The sequence below is a fragment of the Nonomuraea dietziae genome, assembly GCF_014195505.1.
GTDB classification, from domain to species: domain Bacteria; phylum Actinomycetota; class Actinomycetes; order Streptosporangiales; family Streptosporangiaceae; genus Nonomuraea; species Nonomuraea roseola.
This window is the reverse complement of sequence record NZ_JACIBV010000001.1, coordinates 310,869-327,932: the sequence shown is the minus strand read 5'-3', so window position 1 is coordinate 327,932 and position 17,064 is coordinate 310,869. Positions and strand designations below refer to the sequence as shown.

General features: G+C 69.5%; 17 protein-coding genes. 9 read left to right on the top strand and 8 right to left on the bottom strand.

Annotated features, from left to right (window positions below; genetic code table 11):
- The first annotated feature begins 308 nt into the window (after positions 1-308).
- Positions 309-1,196, top strand: a complete 888-nt coding sequence (locus tag FHR33_RS01620; RefSeq protein WP_312895991.1) for an IS5 family transposase — start codon at positions 309-311, stop codon at positions 1,194-1,196.
- An 8-nt stretch (positions 1,197-1,204) separates the two neighbouring features.
- On the opposite strand, the gene FHR33_RS01615 is transcribed toward FHR33_RS01620, so the two are convergent.
- The 3 genes from FHR33_RS01615 to FHR33_RS01605 all read right to left on the bottom strand — a co-directional run bounded on the left by FHR33_RS01615 (position 1,205) and on the right by FHR33_RS01605 (position 4,360).
- Positions 1,205-2,152 (bottom strand): sulfotransferase domain-containing protein, encoded by a 948-nt coding sequence (locus FHR33_RS01615; RefSeq protein ID WP_183642486.1) that lies wholly within the window; start codon positions 2,150-2,152, stop codon positions 1,205-1,207.
- Between the two features lie 862 nt (positions 2,153-3,014).
- The gene (locus tag FHR33_RS01610) at positions 3,015-3,482 is read right to left on the bottom strand and encodes a hypothetical protein (protein ID WP_183642483.1); all 468 of its coding nucleotides are present in this window, start codon (positions 3,480-3,482) and stop codon (positions 3,015-3,017) included.
- Positions 3,483-3,487: 5 nt separating this feature from the next.
- Positions 3,488-4,360: a recombinase family protein gene (locus FHR33_RS01605; protein ID WP_221240869.1), complete on the bottom strand. Its 873-nt coding sequence runs from the start codon at positions 4,358-4,360 to the stop codon at positions 3,488-3,490.
- A 300-nt stretch (positions 4,361-4,660) separates the two neighbouring features.
- On the opposite strand from FHR33_RS01605, the gene FHR33_RS01600 reads away from it, so the two are divergent.
- The 3 genes from FHR33_RS01600 to FHR33_RS01590 all read left to right on the top strand — a co-directional run bounded on the left by FHR33_RS01600 (position 4,661) and on the right by FHR33_RS01590 (position 6,378).
- Entirely contained in the window at positions 4,661-5,251 is a 591-nt protein-coding gene (locus tag FHR33_RS01600) for a recombinase family protein (protein ID WP_183642478.1), read from the top strand.
- 10 nt (positions 5,252-5,261) lie between these two features.
- Complete coding sequence (locus tag FHR33_RS01595; RefSeq protein ID WP_183642475.1) at positions 5,262-5,648, top strand: hypothetical protein; 387 nt, start codon at positions 5,262-5,264, stop codon at positions 5,646-5,648.
- 70 nt (positions 5,649-5,718) lie between these two features.
- On the top strand, positions 5,719-6,378 hold the full coding sequence (locus tag FHR33_RS01590; RefSeq protein ID WP_183642472.1) for a TetR/AcrR family transcriptional regulator: 660 nt from the start codon (positions 5,719-5,721) through the stop codon (positions 6,376-6,378).
- Here FHR33_RS01590 and FHR33_RS01585 read toward each other — a convergent pair.
- Both FHR33_RS01585 and FHR33_RS01580 read right to left on the bottom strand, forming a co-directional pair.
- The gene (locus FHR33_RS01585) at positions 6,350-6,850 is read right to left on the bottom strand and encodes an LmeA family phospholipid-binding protein (protein WP_221240867.1); all 501 of its coding nucleotides are present in this window, start codon (positions 6,848-6,850) and stop codon (positions 6,350-6,352) included. The two genes, FHR33_RS01590 and FHR33_RS01585, sit on opposite strands and share 29 nt — an antisense overlap.
- A 229-nt stretch (positions 6,851-7,079) precedes the next feature.
- Complete coding sequence (locus tag FHR33_RS01580; protein WP_183642470.1) at positions 7,080-7,829, bottom strand: TetR/AcrR family transcriptional regulator; 750 nt, start codon at positions 7,827-7,829, stop codon at positions 7,080-7,082.
- A gap of 230 nt (positions 7,830-8,059) precedes the next feature.
- Between FHR33_RS01580 and FHR33_RS01575 the strand changes: the two genes are divergently transcribed.
- The 4 genes from FHR33_RS01575 to FHR33_RS01560 all read left to right on the top strand — a co-directional run bounded on the left by FHR33_RS01575 (position 8,060) and on the right by FHR33_RS01560 (position 11,993).
- Complete coding sequence (locus tag FHR33_RS01575) at positions 8,060-8,995, top strand: alpha/beta fold hydrolase (protein WP_183642468.1); 936 nt, start codon at positions 8,060-8,062, stop codon at positions 8,993-8,995.
- A gap of 74 nt (positions 8,996-9,069) precedes the next feature.
- Positions 9,070-10,083 carry an NAD(P)/FAD-dependent oxidoreductase gene (locus tag FHR33_RS01570; RefSeq protein WP_312895309.1) on the top strand — a complete coding sequence of 338 codons (1,014 nt, stop codon included), beginning with the start codon at positions 9,070-9,072 and terminating at the stop codon, positions 10,081-10,083.
- A gap of 273 nt (positions 10,084-10,356) precedes the next feature.
- Complete coding sequence (locus FHR33_RS01565; protein WP_183642464.1) at positions 10,357-11,580, top strand: FAD-dependent monooxygenase; 1,224 nt, start codon at positions 10,357-10,359, stop codon at positions 11,578-11,580.
- Between the two features lie 71 nt (positions 11,581-11,651).
- A complete protein-coding gene (locus FHR33_RS01560) occupies positions 11,652-11,993 on the top strand; it encodes a tryptophan 7-halogenase (RefSeq protein WP_221240866.1) in 342 nt (113 codons plus the stop codon).
- 17 nt (positions 11,994-12,010) lie between these two features.
- Here the strand turns inward: FHR33_RS01560 and FHR33_RS01555 are convergent, their stop codons facing one another.
- The 3 genes from FHR33_RS01555 to FHR33_RS01545 are packed head-to-tail and all read right to left on the bottom strand — an operon-like array spanning position 12,011 to position 15,519.
- A complete protein-coding gene (locus FHR33_RS01555) occupies positions 12,011-12,979 on the bottom strand; it encodes a TniQ family protein (RefSeq protein ID WP_183642462.1) in 969 nt (322 codons plus the stop codon).
- Between the two features lie 11 nt (positions 12,980-12,990).
- Positions 12,991-13,932 carry a TniB family NTP-binding protein gene (locus FHR33_RS01550; RefSeq protein WP_312895308.1) on the bottom strand — a complete coding sequence of 314 codons (942 nt, stop codon included), beginning with the start codon at positions 13,930-13,932 and terminating at the stop codon, positions 12,991-12,993.
- 33 nt (positions 13,933-13,965) lie between these two features.
- On the bottom strand, positions 13,966-15,519 hold the full coding sequence (locus tag FHR33_RS01545) for a TnsB C-terminal domain-containing protein (RefSeq protein WP_221240865.1): 1,554 nt from the start codon (positions 15,517-15,519) through the stop codon (positions 13,966-13,968).
- Positions 15,520-16,103: 584 nt separating this feature from the next.
- Between FHR33_RS01545 and FHR33_RS01540 the strand changes: the two genes are divergently transcribed.
- Positions 16,104-16,892 carry a SigB/SigF/SigG family RNA polymerase sigma factor gene (locus FHR33_RS01540; protein WP_183642460.1) on the top strand — a complete coding sequence of 263 codons (789 nt, stop codon included), beginning with the start codon at positions 16,104-16,106 and terminating at the stop codon, positions 16,890-16,892.
- Positions 16,893-17,064 lie beyond the last annotated feature (172 nt).

The window sequence follows — 17,064 nt, the reverse complement described above, 5'->3', positions numbered from 1 at the left end:
GAGTTCGTGGACGCGCTCGAGTTGGCGCCGGCCGGGGATCGGCCAGGGGGTCGCCGCGGGTCAGGCGCAGGCTGTACTGGCACCCGTCGTGCGAGATCACCGGCTGCGACGGCACGACGCCGTCCGCCACCAGTTCCGCGGTCAGCTCCGGCGCGTCATCACTCATGCACCGCGCCCCTAGGCCGTGTTTCCAAAAGGGTCTTTGAGGGCTTGCGGCGTGGCGGTCATCGATAAACGACGAGGCCTCCGGTAGTTGGTTCAACGACCAAGAAGAGCCAAGTACCGGAGACCTCGTGGCCAGCGTAGCGGTGACGAGGCGGCACGACCTGACCGACGGGCAATGGGCAGCGCTGGAACCGCTGTTACCCGCCCCTTCGGGCCGCGGTCGTCCGCCGAAATGGAGCAGGCGGCAGTTGATCGACGGGATCCGCTGGCGGATTCGGACCGGCGCGCCGTGGCGGGACGTCCCTGAGCTTTATGCGCCCTGGTCAACGGTGTATGGCCGGTTCCGCCGCTGGCAGCGTGATGGCACCTGGTCGAAGATCCTGGCAGCGTTGCAGGCGCACGCGGACGCCGCCGGGAAGATCGGCTGGACGGCGAGTGTGGACTCCACGATCAGCCGGGCCCACCAGCATGCCGCTGGGGCACGCCGGGACGGTCACCTGCAGAAGGAACCGCCTGGTGGGGTGCACAGCGAACCGGACGGTCATGCGTTGGGCCGTTCACGCGGTGGGCTGACCACCAAGACACACCTGGTCTGCGAGCAGGGCCGCAAACCCCTGGCCCTGCTGGTGACGGCCGGTCAGCGGGGTGACAGCCCGCAGTTCATCCCAGTGCTGAACAAGATCCGCATCAGCCGTCTTGGTGGTGGCCGGCCCCGGACTCGTCCCGATCGGGTCCTGGCCGACAAGGCCTACACCAGCAAGGCCAACCGCGATCATTTGCGCCGGCGTGGGATCAAGGCATGCATCCCGAGTAAGGCCGACCAGGACGCTCACCGGCGCGCGAAGGGTTCCAAGGGCGGGCGACCTCCAGCCTTCGACGCCACCCTCTATCGTCAGCGTCATGCCGTGGAATGTGGCATCAACCAGCTTAAACAGAACCGTGCCATGGCTACGCGGTACGACAAGCTCGCTGTCCGCTTCGAGGCCACACTCACCATCGCTGCGATCAACGAGTGGCTCCGCGGCTTATGAAACACGCCCTAGAGGTTGCCTGCCGCCGGCAGCGCGGGCCGATGGATCCAGGCGGCAAGGTCCGCGGGCGCGCATTCGGCGACTCGGGCAGCGTACCGGGGAAGCTCCTCCTCGCTGAGGACCTGCCGCCACTGGCCTGTTGATCCGCTGTGGAAGAACTGGCTGCGATCGTGATAAAAGCCGTCGTGGCTGGCTTCGGGCGCGAGCTCGACGGCCCGGCCCTTCATGACCGCGAACGTGGCGGCCTGGACTAGGTCCGGCCAGGCTGTCTCGGTGATGGCGATCCCGAGCCGGGCTGCTATGTAGCGCATCTGCCCTTCGAGGTCATCAAGGAGGTCCTCGTAGCGCAGCAGCACGATGTTCGGCTGGTCGCGGACCTGCCAGAACGTGTCTAGATGGTGAAGCATGATCTCCAGGTCGGACACAGCCTTCCCGGGCGCGGCCGGATTGACCCAGGACCAGAAGCGCTCGCGCGCGGTCCCGCTCGGCAGGGACGGAGCGGCGGCCAGCAACTCGTCAAGGACCGCGGCGCCCACGGCATCCTCCCGCAATGCGAGGGACACGGCCCGGTCGGTGTTGCTGGCATGGTTGTCCAAGGACACGGCCACATCCCGGGGGTCCCGGCTTGCGCAGAGGTAGGTGACCCGGTCGTCGAAGGGCAATCCGTCGAGGGGCGTATGGGTCTTGATGATCCGCCGGTGCGCCTGTGCCTCGAGGTCGGCCAGCACTCCGGTGAGCGGGCGCAGCAGGACGTCCAGCCACGGCGAGATCTGGTCGAGCGGCCGGTCGAATGTCGCGCTCTTGAAGATCTCCAGGGCGCAGATCATCTGCAGCCAGGTCGTGCCGCACTTCGCCGGGGTGCTGATCACGATGTCGCCGGGACGGAACACGAACCCATCCCAGCGGGCCGAGTCCGTAAAGGAGGTCTGGTAGCGAACGCGTTCCCCCAAGCCCATGCGGGGAGAGTGGCAGCAGCCAGATCGGGCCGTCAACCGTCAGATCAAGCCGCCCGAGCGGGGCCAGTCAAGCCGTCGTAGCCAGCCGCTGGTAGAGACGGTCAGCGCCGAGTAGCGGTGAGCATCGCGACGGTCGAGCACGGTCCGGATAGCTGTGGGTAGGACCTCGAATCCGATGCCGGCCGTAACCTCCGCCAGCTCGACCCCATTGAGTGAGACAGAGCCAATTCTTCACGACCGGTTTAAGAGCCCTGCTCCTACTGACATTAGATCTGCGCGATGGACATTTTCCCCGCGCTCAACAAGGAGTGAAGGAAAGGGCAGGAGGACGTTGCGTCGCCCGCCGGCAACGGCGGCCGACGGGACGAAACCATCTGGCCCGGCCTTCTGGCCTTGGCCTCTTGCCCCGGGCTGGCCGTCGCCGCGAGGATCGGCCTTTCGCGAACGGACGTGGAGGACAGATGCGGCACACAGCACACGTGGGCGGGTGGGCTCCGGCCTCGACGACGGGGGGAATGGCTGGGGGGCATGTCCCCGGCTGGGCGCCGACTCCGAGGACGACGGGCGGCTACCTCCGGCGTGACATCGGCGGCTGGTAGGGACGTGCCGCGCCATCACGAAGCGTGATCGTCTCAATGTCTCGTCTCATCCGTGCCTTTGCCCCTACGTGTGCAGGCGCGCGCGAGGACTGAGACGTTGAGACGATCACGCTCGGTGACCTCCGGCCCTTCCATCCGGGCCGGCGAGCAAGGAGTTCGGGCCATACGTGCTGCGGGCCCCGGTGTCAGATGACGCCGGGGCCCGCGGCTGTGGTGTGATTGGGGTGCGTGTCCGGGGCTGATTCCTGCAGTCCCGGACACGCTTACAGCGGCTCGATCCGCCCGCCGATCAGTCGGTTGCGGGCGTCGATGGCGTGGCCGTCGCAGATCAGCGCTTCGACTCCGTCGGCGTCGGTGAGGCGGTGGGTGGCGGGTTCGGCGCAGGGGGTGTTGTCTCGGTTGTAGCCCCAGGCGCGACGGCATCCGGCGCTCTTGCAGGCGGTCACGCCGCCGCTGGAGAAGAGGGTGTTGCCGTGCTCGGGGCACACGCCCCACGGCACGGCGCAGGCGCCGGCCGGGAGAGCGGCCAGGCGGGCCATGTCAGAGGCGGTCGCCTGTAGATCCTTGGCGACCTGGCGGACCCAACTGGCGGCGTCATCGAGGCGGTAGCCGGTCCGGTGCAGCGCGTCCTCGCCCGCTCGCAGCTCGCCACGCAGGACCTCGATCGCGGCCGCCAGCTGGTCGGCGCGGGCGGCCAGCTCACGCGCTTGGGCCGGGGTGGGAGTGGCCATGGTCGTCAGCCCTTCTGGTCGCGGTCGCGGCGGGCGGCCGCACGGACGCACGCCTGGCTCACCTGGTCACGTTCGGCCGGGGTGAGGTCATCCACGATGGCGCGGTAGGCAGCCGGGCGCCGCTCCTGCAGCGCGGTGGCCATGGCGTAGGTGGCGGCGTCGCACGCTTCATCTTCGGCCTTGGAGGGCATGCGCGCGGCCTGCTTCGTCACCGCGGCCTCCACCATCGGCGCGGCCGTTGTCGTCGCCGCGGCGGGCCGGTCTTCCTCCTCCAGGGCCCGGTACAGGGTGGAGCGGCCGACGCCGAGGTGCTTGGCGATGGCGGTGATGGACTCGCCGCGGGCCTGGCGGGCGCGGGCGGCGGCCAGCTTGTCCGCGTCCAGCGCGGGGGGCCGGCCTCCGGTGCGGCCGTGGGCGCGGGCGGCGGCCAGGCCGTCCAGGGTGCGCTCGCTGATCAGGTCGCGTTCCATCTCGGCGGCCATGGCGGCGACCATGAACAGCATCTTGTCGGCGATGGTCTGACCGTTGGGGCGGTGCAGGCCGGCGCAGATGCCGGACAGGATCTCCAGGTTGATGCCGCGCGGGGCGAGCTCGTCTTCGAGGAAGACCAGCAGCTCCTTCATGCTGCGAGCGATGCGGTCGGGCTTGTAGATGACCAGGGTGTCGCCGGCGTGCATCCGCTCGATGGTGGCGCGCAGCTTGGGCCGATCTTTTCGGGTGCTGGCGGTCTCTTCGACGATCTCGCGGCAGTGCGCGCCTTCGAGGGCCTGCATCTGGGACAGGTGGTCTTGGGCGCGGGTGGAGACGCGAGCGTAGCCGATCCGGATCGCGTTGGCCGGGCTGTGTGGCTTGGTGGCGGTGACGGTGGGGGCGTTCACGAGTCCATCGTCTCTAAAACCGTCCCGAAACTCAAGAAATGAAGCGGTGGTTTCGGGACGACTGTCACTTTTCGAAGTGGTGTGCACGGATGCGCGAAGTGGTCTGCGCTGCCGGGTGCCGTCAGGTGTGGCGTTCATCTAACGAGCGTTTGACGAACGCGACAAGGACAGCCGGCTGAACGGGGGATCTCCGTGCGCTGTGTCCGGTTCGGATGTTCATTTTGCCGTTCATCTTCGGCCGTTCCCTGCTACCGTTCAGATACCTCGCGCGTGACGTTTGATGAACGGAGGTGCTTCGCCATGGCGCTCATCGGACTTGTCCGGGTCAGCACCGACAAGCAGAACACCCAGCGGCAGCATGACGCCCTCGATCCGATCTGCCTGAAGGTCATCGAGGAGAAGGCAAGCGGCAAGCTCGCCACCAGTGACCGGCCCGACCTGCTCACCGCGCTGTCCTACATCCGCGAGGGCGACCTGCTGACCGTCCAGGAGGTCGACCGGCTCGGCCGCAACCTCCTGGAAGGACTGATCGTCCTCAACGACCTGTTCCAGCAAGGCATCGGCGTCAAGGTCCTGGAGGGCATCGGCGCCGGCGAGCACACCGAGCGCTCCTTCATCCTCGACCTGGCCCTCGCCCTGGCCGAGGACCGCCGCCGCGACATCGTCCGCAAGACGAAGAACGGCCTGGAGACCGCCCGCAAGCAAGGCAAGGTCGGAGGCCGCCGCCCCGTGGTCGACGACGACAAGCGCGCCGCGATCCTCGACCGCCGCCGGCGCGGGGAATCCATCCGCACCATCGCCGCCGGGGTGAAGGTCTCCGTCGGCGTCGTCCACAAGACCCTCGCAGCCGCTGCCGAGGGCAACCTCACAGACCAGCCCCCGACTCCCTGAGGAGCACGCCGTGACGCTGCCACAGATCCCGCTCGACGACCCGCGCGTGCTGGCCCTGGCCAAGGCCCGCCAGCAGTTCGCCCACGACTGCACGTTTCTGCCGACGTGGGACGAGCTGACCGACGAGGAGCGGAAGAGCGCGCTGCCCGACGCTCGCAACTACCTGGAGTCAGCGATGAACTCCGGGCTTGTTCCGGGAGTTCGCGGTCTGATCCGACGGGGGTGGCCGGTGGGATGGCCGCGACGGACGAGGTCGGCGGCGGCGCCCGGCGCGCCGGGGCTCTCGTCGAGGAACAAGCGCGAGGGCCGCACCGGGCGCGCTCGGTTCTGCGTCGGCCGAGCTTCGGGCCACGAGGTGGGGCGGGTCCCGCGTGAGGCAGCGGCCGGTGGGGCGTGATACGGGGGCTTCGGCTCGGCGTGACAAAATGGGGGTCGTTCGTCCGTCCTTTGATGCTGCGAGGTTCTCCGTGAGCAAGCACGTGGCCCGCGAGCCGCTGCGCCGTAATTCGCGGTCCAACCGGGCGCGCATCCTGGCCACGGCCCGTGAGGAGCTGGGGCGGAACCCCGATGTCACGCTGGAGGAGCTGGCGCGGGCCGCCGGAGTCGTCCGGCGCACCCTCTTCGGGCACTTCCCGGGGCGGGCTGCGCTGCTGGAGGCGCTCGCCGAGGAAGCCGCCGAGACGTTGCGGAACATGGTGGAGGCCGGGCCGGAGTCGGGAGAGCCGGCGGAGTCGGCCGAGCGGGCGTTGGCGCGGTTCGTACTCCAGATGTGGCCCGTGGGCGACCGCTACCGCATGCTGCTGGCGCTCACCCGGCGGGACCTCGGCTCCGAGCGCGTCACCGAGGTGCTCGCGCCGGCCCGGGAGGCCGCCACCGGGATCCTGGAGCGCGGGCAGCGGGACGGCGTCTTCCACTCCCATCTGCCGCCGGCCGTGCAGAGCGCAGGCCTGATGGCGATGATCGTAGCTCTGGTGGAGTCCGTCAACACCGGCGCGCTGGAGGACGACGGGCACCGGATCGCCACGGCCACCCTCATCGCGGCCGGCGTGCCGGAGGATCGGGCGAGCGCGGTGGTCGAGGAGGTTGCGTCGGCGATGGCTACGGCTCTTCCGGCCCACGGCACCTGATTTCTCTCCGGCCGACCCGTTCGACGAGGTGTCCCGGGCGTCGTCGCGGCGGAAGGTGACCGACTTGCCCGGAGAAGTGGGCGGTGAGGCCCTGCTCCGTGGTGGTGACCGAGCGCAGTCGAAGGCCGTCGGGGATGTTCCGCGGTGCGATCGGCTCGGCGAAGACCTGGCCGAGCAACTTCTCACCGGCCTCGGGCAGGGCGACGCGGCCCGCGACCTTGAAGTCCTTGAAGGTGACGCGGTTGCCGGAGGCCGCCGAGACGGTCGTCGTCGCGGTGACCTCGAAGCCGAGGGTGGTCAGGACGCGGGCGCGGATCCGGTCGGAACCGTAGCCCTGGGTCAGTTCCAGGCCTAGGGCGTCGGACAGGTCCGCGTACGACAGGAAGACGGTCGCCTCCGCCGAGCGGGCCCGGGCCTGGCTGTCGTCGTCCGACTTCGTCAACCCGTCCATCCGCAGGGCGAGTTCGGTCACCGGCAGCGGGCGGTCGGAGCCGTCGGCGGGTTCGTGCGAGTACGAGTACGAGTACGAGTACGAGTACGAGTACGAGTACGAGTACGAGTACGAGTACGAAACTCGCACTCCTGGTCACGGTCGTGCTCGGGGCGGGGGCGGTACATCGGCCCTCCTCCAAAGGGCTTCGGGGGACAGGGAGTTGGGGGCGGACATTTGTGTGAGTGCGAGTGGGGTACTGGCACGGGTTTCAGACGGGACTCGGGGGCGACCCGGTCTTCCGTACGTGATCGACCTTCGCGGCGGCGGTGTCCGGGGCGACTCCGGCGGCGATGAGGGCGGCGGTTGCGGCGCTGGTGCCGTCGTCGGACCACAGGCCGCGCTCGACGCAGTCAAGCAGGGTCGCCAGTTGGGCCTCGATGGCTCGGGTGAGCGGGTCGGGCGGGACGGTGGTCTGGAAGACGCCCTGTCGGCAGCCGTGGGCGAGGACCCTCGTGGCCATGTCGCGGGCGGGGGTCAGCAGTTCGTCGACGCGTGCGGGGGTGAGGTCCTGGCCGCGGGCCAGCCGGATGAGGGTGCGGTAGTGGTCGCCGACGGGCCACACCATGAGGACGAATCGCGCCAGGTCCGCGGCGGCGTCGGGGGTCGGGGCCGGGGCACCCGCGACGGCGCGCCGGATCGCCTCCGCGGCCTCGGCGGCCAGGCACTCGACGAGCGCGGTCCGGCCGGCGAAGTGGACGTACACGGTGCGCCGGGCCACACCGGCGGCACCGGCGATGTCCTCCAGGCGGCTGTCGGGGTCGCCGGTCAGTTCCCGCCGAGCCGCGTCGAGGATCCGGGCACGGGTGGCCCGCGCGTCCCGACGCTGCGCCGAAGTCGAGGTCGAAGTCGGCGAGGGGGACGAAGTCGAAGTCGGAGCAGGAGGGGGCGGCGTCTCGTGGGGCCGGGCCGGAGACCGTCTCGGCCTCGTCGTCGGTGTTCGTGCTGGTCGGCTGGTCACGTCGGTACCTCGAGGGCGGGTGGGAGGAGGAAGTCATCGCGATATTTGCACATGGATGGGCAATAAACTAATCTGCACATCGATGGGCAATTAAGCGATTCCGCTCAAACATGTTCCAGCAGATCGCTCCGTGATCGGCGTCAGCGTCCTGGTCGCCGTCAGCCGTACTTGCTACTTGGTCCGGGCTTGCCGGACCGCGACGCCGCGAAGGCGGCTTGGGGGTTGAACTCATGACGCAGGTGACCCAGCGACCGTCGTCTGGCGAGGGCTCCCCGGCCAGGGGGTCCCAGGCGACCGACCGCGTCCGTCATCGGACGGTTCAGGCAGGCGGGCTGGAGGTTCCGATCCTTGAGGCCGGCAGCGGGCCGCTCGTTGTGTGCCTCCACGGGTTTCCCGACCATGCCGCCAGCTGGGCAGGGATTCTCGACCGTCTTGCGCAGGAAGGGTACTGGGCGGTCGCGCCCGCACAGCGCGGATACTGGCCCGGCGGCGCGGCCCCCGACGGCTCCTACCGCATTGCCTCGACCGGCCAGGACGTCCTGGCCCTGATCAAAGCGCTCGGGCGCGAGCAGGCGGATCTCATCGGTCACGACTTCGGCGCCGGGGCGGCGTACGCGGCAGCGAGCCTCGACGCGAGGCGTGTCCGCAAGCTTGTCACCATGGCGGCTCCCCATGGCCGTCAACTGCTGACCGCATTGGTCACTGACGGTGACCAGCAGCGACGCAGCTGGTACATGTTCTTCTTCCAGACGGCCATGGCGGAGGCGGCCGTCGAGCTCGACGATTTCGCCTTCATCGACCGGCTCTGGCGGGAATGGTCACCCGGCTACGAACTGCCGGACGCGGAGCGTGCCGCGCTCAAGGAAACCCTGGGTGCTCCAGGAGTCCTGACCGAGATCCTGGGCTACTACCGCCAGTTGTTCACGCCCCCCGCGGACGAGGCGACCCAATCCCTGCAAGTCCGGGCGTTCGGTGCCCTCACCGTCCCGTCGCTCTACCTGCACGGGGCCGACGACAACTGCATGTCCGTGGAGTTGAGCGACGGCATGGACGACCTGTTCACCAACGGCCTCGAACGGATCGTCATACCCGGCGCAGGGCACTTCCTGCACCTGGAGCAGCCCAAGACGGTCGCCGACCACATCCTGGGCTTTCTGAACAGCTGACCCCCCTCCAACCACCCAGAACTCGAAGGGTTGACCGAACCATGACTGATATGGAAAGGCAGGAGGCCATGGCTGTGACGACTCCTCCGTACGCGAGCGACGCACTGGCCGAGGGGACCGTCGACGCGGTGGTGATCGGCGGGGGCGCCGCGGGGCTGAACGGTGCACTTATCCTCGCCCGCTCCCGCCGCTCGGTCGTCGTGATCGACAGCGGCTCCCCGCGCAACGCGCCCGCGAAGGCCGTGCACGGCCTCATCGCCCTGGACGGCACCCCGCCGCCGGAGATCCTTCGACGGGGCCGGGAGCAGGTGCGCCAGTACGGCGGACGCGTCGTGTTCGGCGAGGTGGTCTCGGCCGAGTCTGCCGCCCCGTCGGCGGACGGGGACCTGCGGTTCACCGTCACCCTGGCCGACGGCCGGAGCATCACCGCTCGCCGCATCCTGGTGGCCACCGGCCTCACGGATGTGCTGCCGGAGGTGCCCGGGCTCGCCGAGCACTGGGGGCACAGTGTGGTGCACTGCCCGTACTGCCACGGCTGGGAGGTGCGCGATGAGCCCATCGGTATCCTCGCCACCGGCGCGGCCTCCATCGGCCACGCGTTTCTGTTCCGTCAGCTGACCGAGGACCTGACCTACTTCGCCCACGGCACTGACCTGGACGAGGACAGCCGCGCCCGCTTCGCCGCCCGCGGCATCCGCGTCATCGACACCCCGGTCACCGAGGTCGTCAACGACGAGGACGGTGCCCTCGCCGGGGTGCGCCTGGCCGACGGCCGGGTCGTGGCCCGCCGCGTCCTCGCGGTCGGCCCGCAGATGCAGGCCCGCACCCAGGGCCTGGAAGGTTTGGGCCTGCCGGTGCAGGATCTGCCGAACATGGGCCGCGGTTTCGCCTCCGGCATGGCCGGCACCACCGAGGTGCCGGGTGTGTGGGTGGCCGGCAACGCCACCGATCCGGTCGCCCAGGTCGGGGCCTCCGCAGCGGCCGGCGCACTGGCCGGCGCCAACATCAACAGCATGCTGGCCACCGCGGACACCGACGCGGCCCTCCAGGGGATCGCCGAGGTAGGCCCAAAAGGGGCCACAGGATGATCTTGAGCCCTGAGATCTCAGCCCGTCACCCGCTCCCTCACTTTCGTTGGTGGGGAACCGATCTGTTTTCCCAGGTGGAAACCGATCAGTTTCCAGGCGGTTTTCAGCCATGCCCAGCAAGCAAGCAGCAGGAGCGTCCCGCCGAGGTCAACGCCACACTCCTCGACTTCCTCGCCCGCCTCGACGACTCCACATCCTCGGCTTCCTGAACGGCCGACCCACCCCAACCAGATGGAGGACACGACAATGTCGGAGCGCCATCCCATTCGGGTCATGGACAAGAACACGACATCGCGTCAGCGGGCCCTGGTGGTCGGCCTCGGGATCAGCGGGACTGCCTCCGCGCTGCGACTGCATCGCGCGGGCTGGGACGTGGTGGTGCTGGAGAAGGCCCCCGAGCGGCGCCGCGGCGGATACTTCATCGCCCTGTTCGGGACCGGGCTCGCCGCCGCCGAACGGCTGGGCATCGCCGATGCGGTGCCGAATCGCTTTGCTCCGGAAGGCGTGAGCTTCGACGTCGACCGCACGGGCCGGCGCCGCCGCGGTGTGGGCTACGCCGATGTGTTCGGCGGGTCTCGAATGGTGATGCGGGGCGACATCGAAGACGCGGTCTTCACCGCCCTGCCCGACGGGGTCGAGATCCGGTACTCGACCGTGCCGATCGCGCTGGACCAGTACCTCGACGGGGTGGGCGTCGAGATCCGCGACCTGACGACGGAGACGACGACCGTCGAACGGTTCGACCTGGTGGTCGGGGCAGACGGACTGCGCTCGACGGTGCGCCGGCTTGCGTTCGAGCCCGAGCAGAGCCCGATCCGTCGGCTGAACTACATGATCGCCGTGTACAGCCTGCCCGAGCCGGTACCCGGCTACCGCCTACAGGACGGGCTGCTCATGGCCGAGGCGGGCCGATCGGTGTGGGTGTTCTCGTTCGCCGACCGTCCGCCGTCGGTGCTGTTCTCCTACCGCACCGACGACGTGGACGCCGAGTTCACCCGGCCGGCCATCGACTCGCTGCGCGCCGCCTACGGCCCCGAGCCCACCGGCTCCACGCTCGGTTGGCTGCTCGACCAGTTCGAGAAGGCCCCGGACCACCTGTTCGACTCCGCCGAGCAGGTACACCTCGACCACTGGCACCGCGGCCGAGTCGTGCTCGTCGGCGACGCCGCGTGGTGCCTGACCGTTTACTCCGGCATGGGGGCATCCACCGGCCTGGCCGGGGCGGACCTGCTCGGCACCATGCTGGAACGCCACCCGCACGACGTGCCACGAGCGCTGCAGGACTGGGAGGACCACCTGCGCCCGTTCATCGACCACCACCTCGGCAGCGGTGTGAGCATGCGCGGTTTCTTCACCCCAGGCAACCGCGCCGAGTTGCTGCTTCGGTCCATGATGATCCGCCTCGCCCGGCTGCCGATCGCCGGCCGGCTGCTCGCCAAGATGATGACCAACAGGGCACGGATGAAAAGTCTGGATATCGCCGCCGCTGCAGCGTGAGTGGAGTTCCTCGAATACGAGCGGGGACGCGATCGCGTTACCGGTGGCTCAGCGGGAATTTCCGGCCGGATATGACCACGACCCTGACCTACTTCACCCACGGCACTGACCTGGACGAGGACAGCCGCGCCCGCTTCGCCGCCCGCGGCATCCGCATCATCGACACCCCGGTCACCGAGGTCGTCAACGACGAGGACGGTGCCCTCGCCGGGGTGCGCCTGGCCGACGGCCAGGTCGTGGCCCGCCGCGTCCTCGCGGTCGCCGCGCAGATGCAGGCCCGCACCCAGGGCCTGGAAGGTCTGAGCCTGCCGGTGCAGGACCTGCCGAACATGGGCCGCGGTTTCGCCTCCGGCATGGCCGGCGCCAACATCAACAGCATGCTGGCCACCGCGGACACCGACGCGGCCCTCTAACGCCGAGGCGCGTTGCCTTACCGCCGATGTGAAGCAGGCTGCAGCGCCGCGCCGAGCGTGCCACCGGGAATGATCCTCCCGTCTGCGGCCAGTTGCATCGCGGTGGCCGCCGCCTGCAGCATTGCTTCCTGACGCGCCGGGCTCAGCCGCTCGTACGGCCGCCAGAGGTTCAGGCCAGCCCGGAACGGCAAGTCCACGGCGTCCCAGACCTGGTGCAGCATGGCGGCCGAGCCGGGGCCGGCCCGGGACGCGACCATGCTGACCTCGTCCAGCAGCGTCCGCAGCAGCCGCAGCCATTCCCCGACGTGCACCGTGCGCGAGGGCAGCGTGACGCTCCCGGTGGCGATGCCCTCGAAGGTGAGCCGGTCCAGCGCGGCAACGGCGTCGGGGACCGGGCGGGGGGTCATCGGCTCGCCGTAGCGGTGAGCCCGGCGAACCTCGTGGACTCGTTCCAGGCGGCATCCGTGTTCCGCGCAGCTGATCATGAGGGGAAGCGCGGCGAGCAGGAGGATGCCGCGGTCGGCTGGGCAGGTGGGGCAGACCCGTCGTGCCGACCGCCACGGGCGGCTGCGCGCCGGCAGCCAGGGCACCCAGCGTTTGACGACGTGATATTCGGCCCGGCCCGGCGGCAGCAGCACCGAGTCCTGCCGGACATAGGCAGAGAAGGCCTTCTGGCCGTCGGCGGGATCCAGGGTGTCCGCCAGCCACGGCACACACCCGGAGATCGTCATCCGGCGCAGCCGGCCTACCGCGATGCCGGTCCGCGCGGCGAGCGCGCGCAAGACGGCAGCGGGTACCTGGTGGTCAAGGTCTGCGTCGCGTAGGCGTACGAGGTCGAACTGCGCCGACGCCGGGCCGAGGTTATGGGTCAGCAGCTGTTCGACCGACAGGCGGTACAGCCCGGCCAGACGGCTGAGCCATGAGGTGAGCGCCTCGCCGGGGCCGGGCTCGGGGTGAACGGGCCAGCGGCGCACACCATTCGGCACAGGCGCGGACCTCACACCAGCTCGCGTTCGAACTTGCGGCGCCGCTCGGTCGGGCCGACGTAACTCGCCATGAGCAGGGTGCGCTGGTTGATGGCCTCCTCGCCGGACTCGATCGCCGCGGCGGCTGTCTCGGTGAGCAGCGCGGCCAGTTCCCCGATGGTGCCCTCGCTGCAGGTCAGCAGGTAGTCGGTCATCTCCGGGGTGGCCAGGTGGGAGGGGCGGCGCAGCGGGAAGGCGGCGGCGAAGCTGGCCAGCAGCGTGCTCGCCTCCCGGCCGGGCTGCCAGCGCGGCAGCACGAAGGGCGCGAAGCGGTTCTCCAGCTGGTCGTCGGAGCGGATCGCCAGGTAGGCGTCCCGAGTGCCGACGCCGACCAGCGGGATCTTCAGTTCGTTGCCCAGGAAGCGCAGCAGGTTGAGGAACTCGCGGCGCGGCCCGTCGCGTCCGGCCAGCACACTGTGCAGTTCGTCGATCACCAGCATCCGCACGCCTGCCTGCCGCAGCAGCCGCACCGCGAGCTGCTCCAGCTCGGCCAGCCGCTGGCGGGGGCGCAGCGGCGCGCCGAGCGCGCTCAGCAGCGCGGTGTAGAAACGGGCCACGTGCGGGTCGGAGGGCATCTGCACCATCAGCACCGGGATCTCCTCGGCGTCCGGGTGCGAGGTCGGCGGGTGCAGGCGCCGGAACTTCTCCAGGATCATCGACTTGCCGTTGTTGGTCGGCCCGATCACCAGCAGGTTCGGCATCCGTTGCTTGGCCGGCCAGTTCAGCAACGTGTTCAGCTGGTCCAGCGCCTGCGTGGCGCGGGTGTAGCCGATCCACCGATCCGCCCGTACCCGGGCCAGCCGTTCGGCGGCGGACAGCCGGGCCACCGGCCAGGCGCTTTCATGCAGGTGCGACAGGTCTGCCAGCCCAGGCTCCAGCTCGATCTCCGGCCCGGTCTTCGGTTCGCTGTTCACCACTGCTCGATCACCTCGAACGGCCGCACCGGCTCATCGTCCACGCACCCCTCGACCGGCGGCGAGGTCGGCGGCAGGGGCGCCGGCGAAGCTGCTCGCGGGGCGGGGGTCGCCGAGCGACGCTCGACCTCCCGGCGGGGCCCGGCGGGTCTTGGCCGCCGCGGTCTCGGTGATCTGCCGCATCTGCTCCACCATGGCGAACAGGGCGTTCTCATCGACTTGGGCGCGGCCGTCCTGACGCAGCCGGGCGATGGCGGCGCGCTGTTCCCACACGCTGATCGGCGGGCGCGACAGCGTCCGGTACGGCACCGGCAGGTAGGTGTGCCCGTTGGGGTCCAGCACCCAGATTCGGGAGATGTCGCGCGGGTCGCGGCGCAGCACGAACTTCTCCAACCCGTCGCGGCGGGCGATCCAGGGCTTGAGCGCGTCGCTGTAGTAGTGCACGTGGTCGATCGTGAAGCCGGTCCGCCTCAGCGTCCGGCGGATCACCGGCAGGAAGTCGACCAGGAACGCGGTCTCGCTGGTCACCGTGGCCGGACGGTCGCCGGCCGCGAGCCCTTCGGCCCACCGTCCGGCCGGGGTCTGGCCCAGCGTGCCGTGCACTTGGCCGTGGTAGGCGGCCACCGCCAGGGCCAGCCACCGGTTCAGCTCGGTGACGGTCAGCACCGCCGTGGCCTGGCTGTCGTAGTTGCCGCGCTCTGCCGGGTTGGAGAAAGTGGTGCCGGGCAGTTCGTGCACCATCTGCATCATCGTGCCGATCAGCCGTTCGATGATGCCGCCGAAGTGCGGCATGCCCTTGGGCCGGTACGTCAGCGTGATGCCGTGCTGGGCACAGCCCCGGCGCAGCGCCTCGCTGCGGAATCCCACAGCATTGTCGACGTGGATCTCGTGCGGCTTGCCGCTCATCGGCCAGGTCGCCTGCAGGCCGAGCCGCTCCAGCCACGGCCGTTTGTCGCACACGGTGTGCGCCAGGCACAGCCCGGCCGACAGCGCCGAGGGCGCCTCCAGCGTGATCACCAGGCCGACCACGCAGCGGCTGGCCACATCGATAGCCGCGGTGACATAGGGGCGGCCGATCGGCAGCCGATGCCGCTCATCGACCACCTCCAGATCGACCGGCGTGTGGTCGATCTGCACCTGCTGCAGCAGACCTTCGATGCTCGGCGGTTCCCCGCCTGCCGGCCGCAGGCGGCGCGCCCCGTCGGCGCCCTCCCGTGCCGTGGCGGTCGCCGCCGGATCCAGCGCCTCGATCCGCCGCGCCAGCGTGCTGCGGGCCGGCACCGGCAGCCCGCCGGACCGGCACCGGCGTACGACCTCCCGGTAGACCGCCGCCACCGATCGCCGCTGCCGGTCCAGATACCGCGAACGGATCACCTCGGCCATCACCGTCTCGACCGCCGCCGGCACCCGGCCGAGTTTCCGGCCGCCGCTGGAGCGCCGGGGAAGCAGGTCTGAGACGACGCCCTCACCCGCACGCCACCGCCCCAGCAGCACGTACACCTGACGCCGCGATAGGCCCAACTCGGCCGCCGCCGCGTCCGCGGCCGCCAATCCCACCCGCAGCCCGGCGGCCAGCCGGCCGATCACCTCGGCCCGGCGTACGGCTACGTCCCACGTCTCATTCGGGGCGGTCAGCACGCCCCGCTCGACGATCTGCGCCCGCCCGCTGTCCATGCCGGGACCTCACCGTCGCGCACACGAGTACGGAACAAAACGCACGGTAGCGCACAGGACTATGGACGCACCGGATGTTCGTAGTCCTCTGCACAGATCCCGGAACGCCCAGGACAGCCGTGCACACGACTTCGAAAAGTGACAACGCCTTTCGGGACGGTCGCTCCTGGGGAAACGCGCTTCCCGCTCGATTCGGCACCGTCCCGTAAACGACCGTTTTAGGGACGGGTTTCAACCAGGGCGGCGGACGCCACCGTGGTTCGGTCGCGCGCACGCGTAGACCTGTCCGGAAGTCCAGGAACGCGGAGGGGAACGTCTGGGAATCTTCAGGAGTACTGGGGGATCTCTAAGGAGAGGCCGACGCCAGAGGGGGAATATGTCCCTTCACGAGGGGAAGGCGACAGCAAGATCCGCAGCAGGCTTCGCCCCTGACCGAATAGGCGTGCCGACGGCTTAGCTGTCCTCAACAGCGACCGTCTCACAGCAAGGAAACGGGGATGGCTGTCCAGGACATCACGCTTGACGCGATGACCGCCGAAGAGCTGTTGGCGGCCATGGCGCGACCAGAGACCTCACGGCCTGATCGGGAGCGCATACGTGAACGCCTGGTGCAGATGCACAGCTGGCTGGCTAACAGCATCGTCCGTCGCTACCGCAATCGCGGAGAGCCGGTGGAGGACCTTCTCCAAGTCGCCTACCTCGGCTTGATGAAGGCCATCAACGGCTACGACGCCGGCCTCGGCCACGAGTTTCGGGGATATGCGGCCATCACGATGGCCGGGGAGGTCAAACGGCACTTTCGCGACCATGCCTGGGCCGTCAAGGTGCCGCACGTCTGCCAGGAACGCCGTTCGGAGCTCAACCGGCTCGTCTTCGATCTGGCTCAGTCCTTGCAGCGCTCGCCCACCATCGCCGAGTTGGCAGCGCACATGCAGCTGACGCACGAGCAAGTGCTGCTCACTCTCGAGGCGGCCGCCGCCTACAGCACGTACTCCTTGGATGCCCGCCTGGTCAGCGACGAGGACGGCTGCCTCGGCGACCTCATCGCCGACCAGGATGATTGCCTCGATGTCTTCATCGACGTCCAAGCCGTCAAACCTCTTATCGACGCCCTGCCGTCGCGGGAGAGGAACATCCTGCTGCTGCGCTTCTACGGCGATCTGACCCAAGCCGAGATCGCCGACGAGGTCGGCATCTCCCAGATGCACGTATCGCGCATCCTGCGCGCGGTTCTCGACGGGTTGCGGGCCGAACTCGCGGCCGAAGGCGGACCCGTAGGCGGATGAAAGAGCGCGGCTGGGGGCCGGATGACCGCATCGGCATCTGCGGGGGGTTGAGGGGACGCCGCCACGGTGGTCAAGAGCCCGTCATGGACGGCGCGGCGGAAATGACCGGAGGTGGGATCGACCGGTAGGACGACAGAAAGCGGCGACATCCGTCACTAATGCAGGGGGAAGC

What these genes read in the sequence shown, in the direction of transcription:
- FHR33_RS01615 (WP_183642486.1), bottom strand. Translation starts at nt 2,152, where the DNA reads ATGGGCTTGGGGGAACGCGTTCGCTACCAGACCTCCTTTACGGACTCG.
- FHR33_RS01610 (WP_183642483.1), bottom strand. Translation starts at nt 3,482, where the DNA reads ATGGCCACTCCCACCCCGGCCCAAGCGCGTGAGCTGGCCGCCCGCGCC.
- FHR33_RS01600 (WP_183642478.1), top strand. Translation starts at nt 4,661, where the DNA reads ATGGCGCTCATCGGACTTGTCCGGGTCAGCACCGACAAGCAGAACACC.
- FHR33_RS01575 (WP_183642468.1), top strand. Translation starts at nt 8,060, where the DNA reads ATGACGCAGGTGACCCAGCGACCGTCGTCTGGCGAGGGCTCCCCGGCC.
- FHR33_RS01565 (WP_183642464.1), top strand. Translation starts at nt 10,357, where the DNA reads ATGGACAAGAACACGACATCGCGTCAGCGGGCCCTGGTGGTCGGCCTC.
- FHR33_RS01560 (WP_221240866.1), top strand. Translation starts at nt 11,652, where the DNA reads ATGACCACGACCCTGACCTACTTCACCCACGGCACTGACCTGGACGAG.
- FHR33_RS01540 (WP_183642460.1), top strand. Translation starts at nt 16,104, where the DNA reads ATGGCTGTCCAGGACATCACGCTTGACGCGATGACCGCCGAAGAGCTG.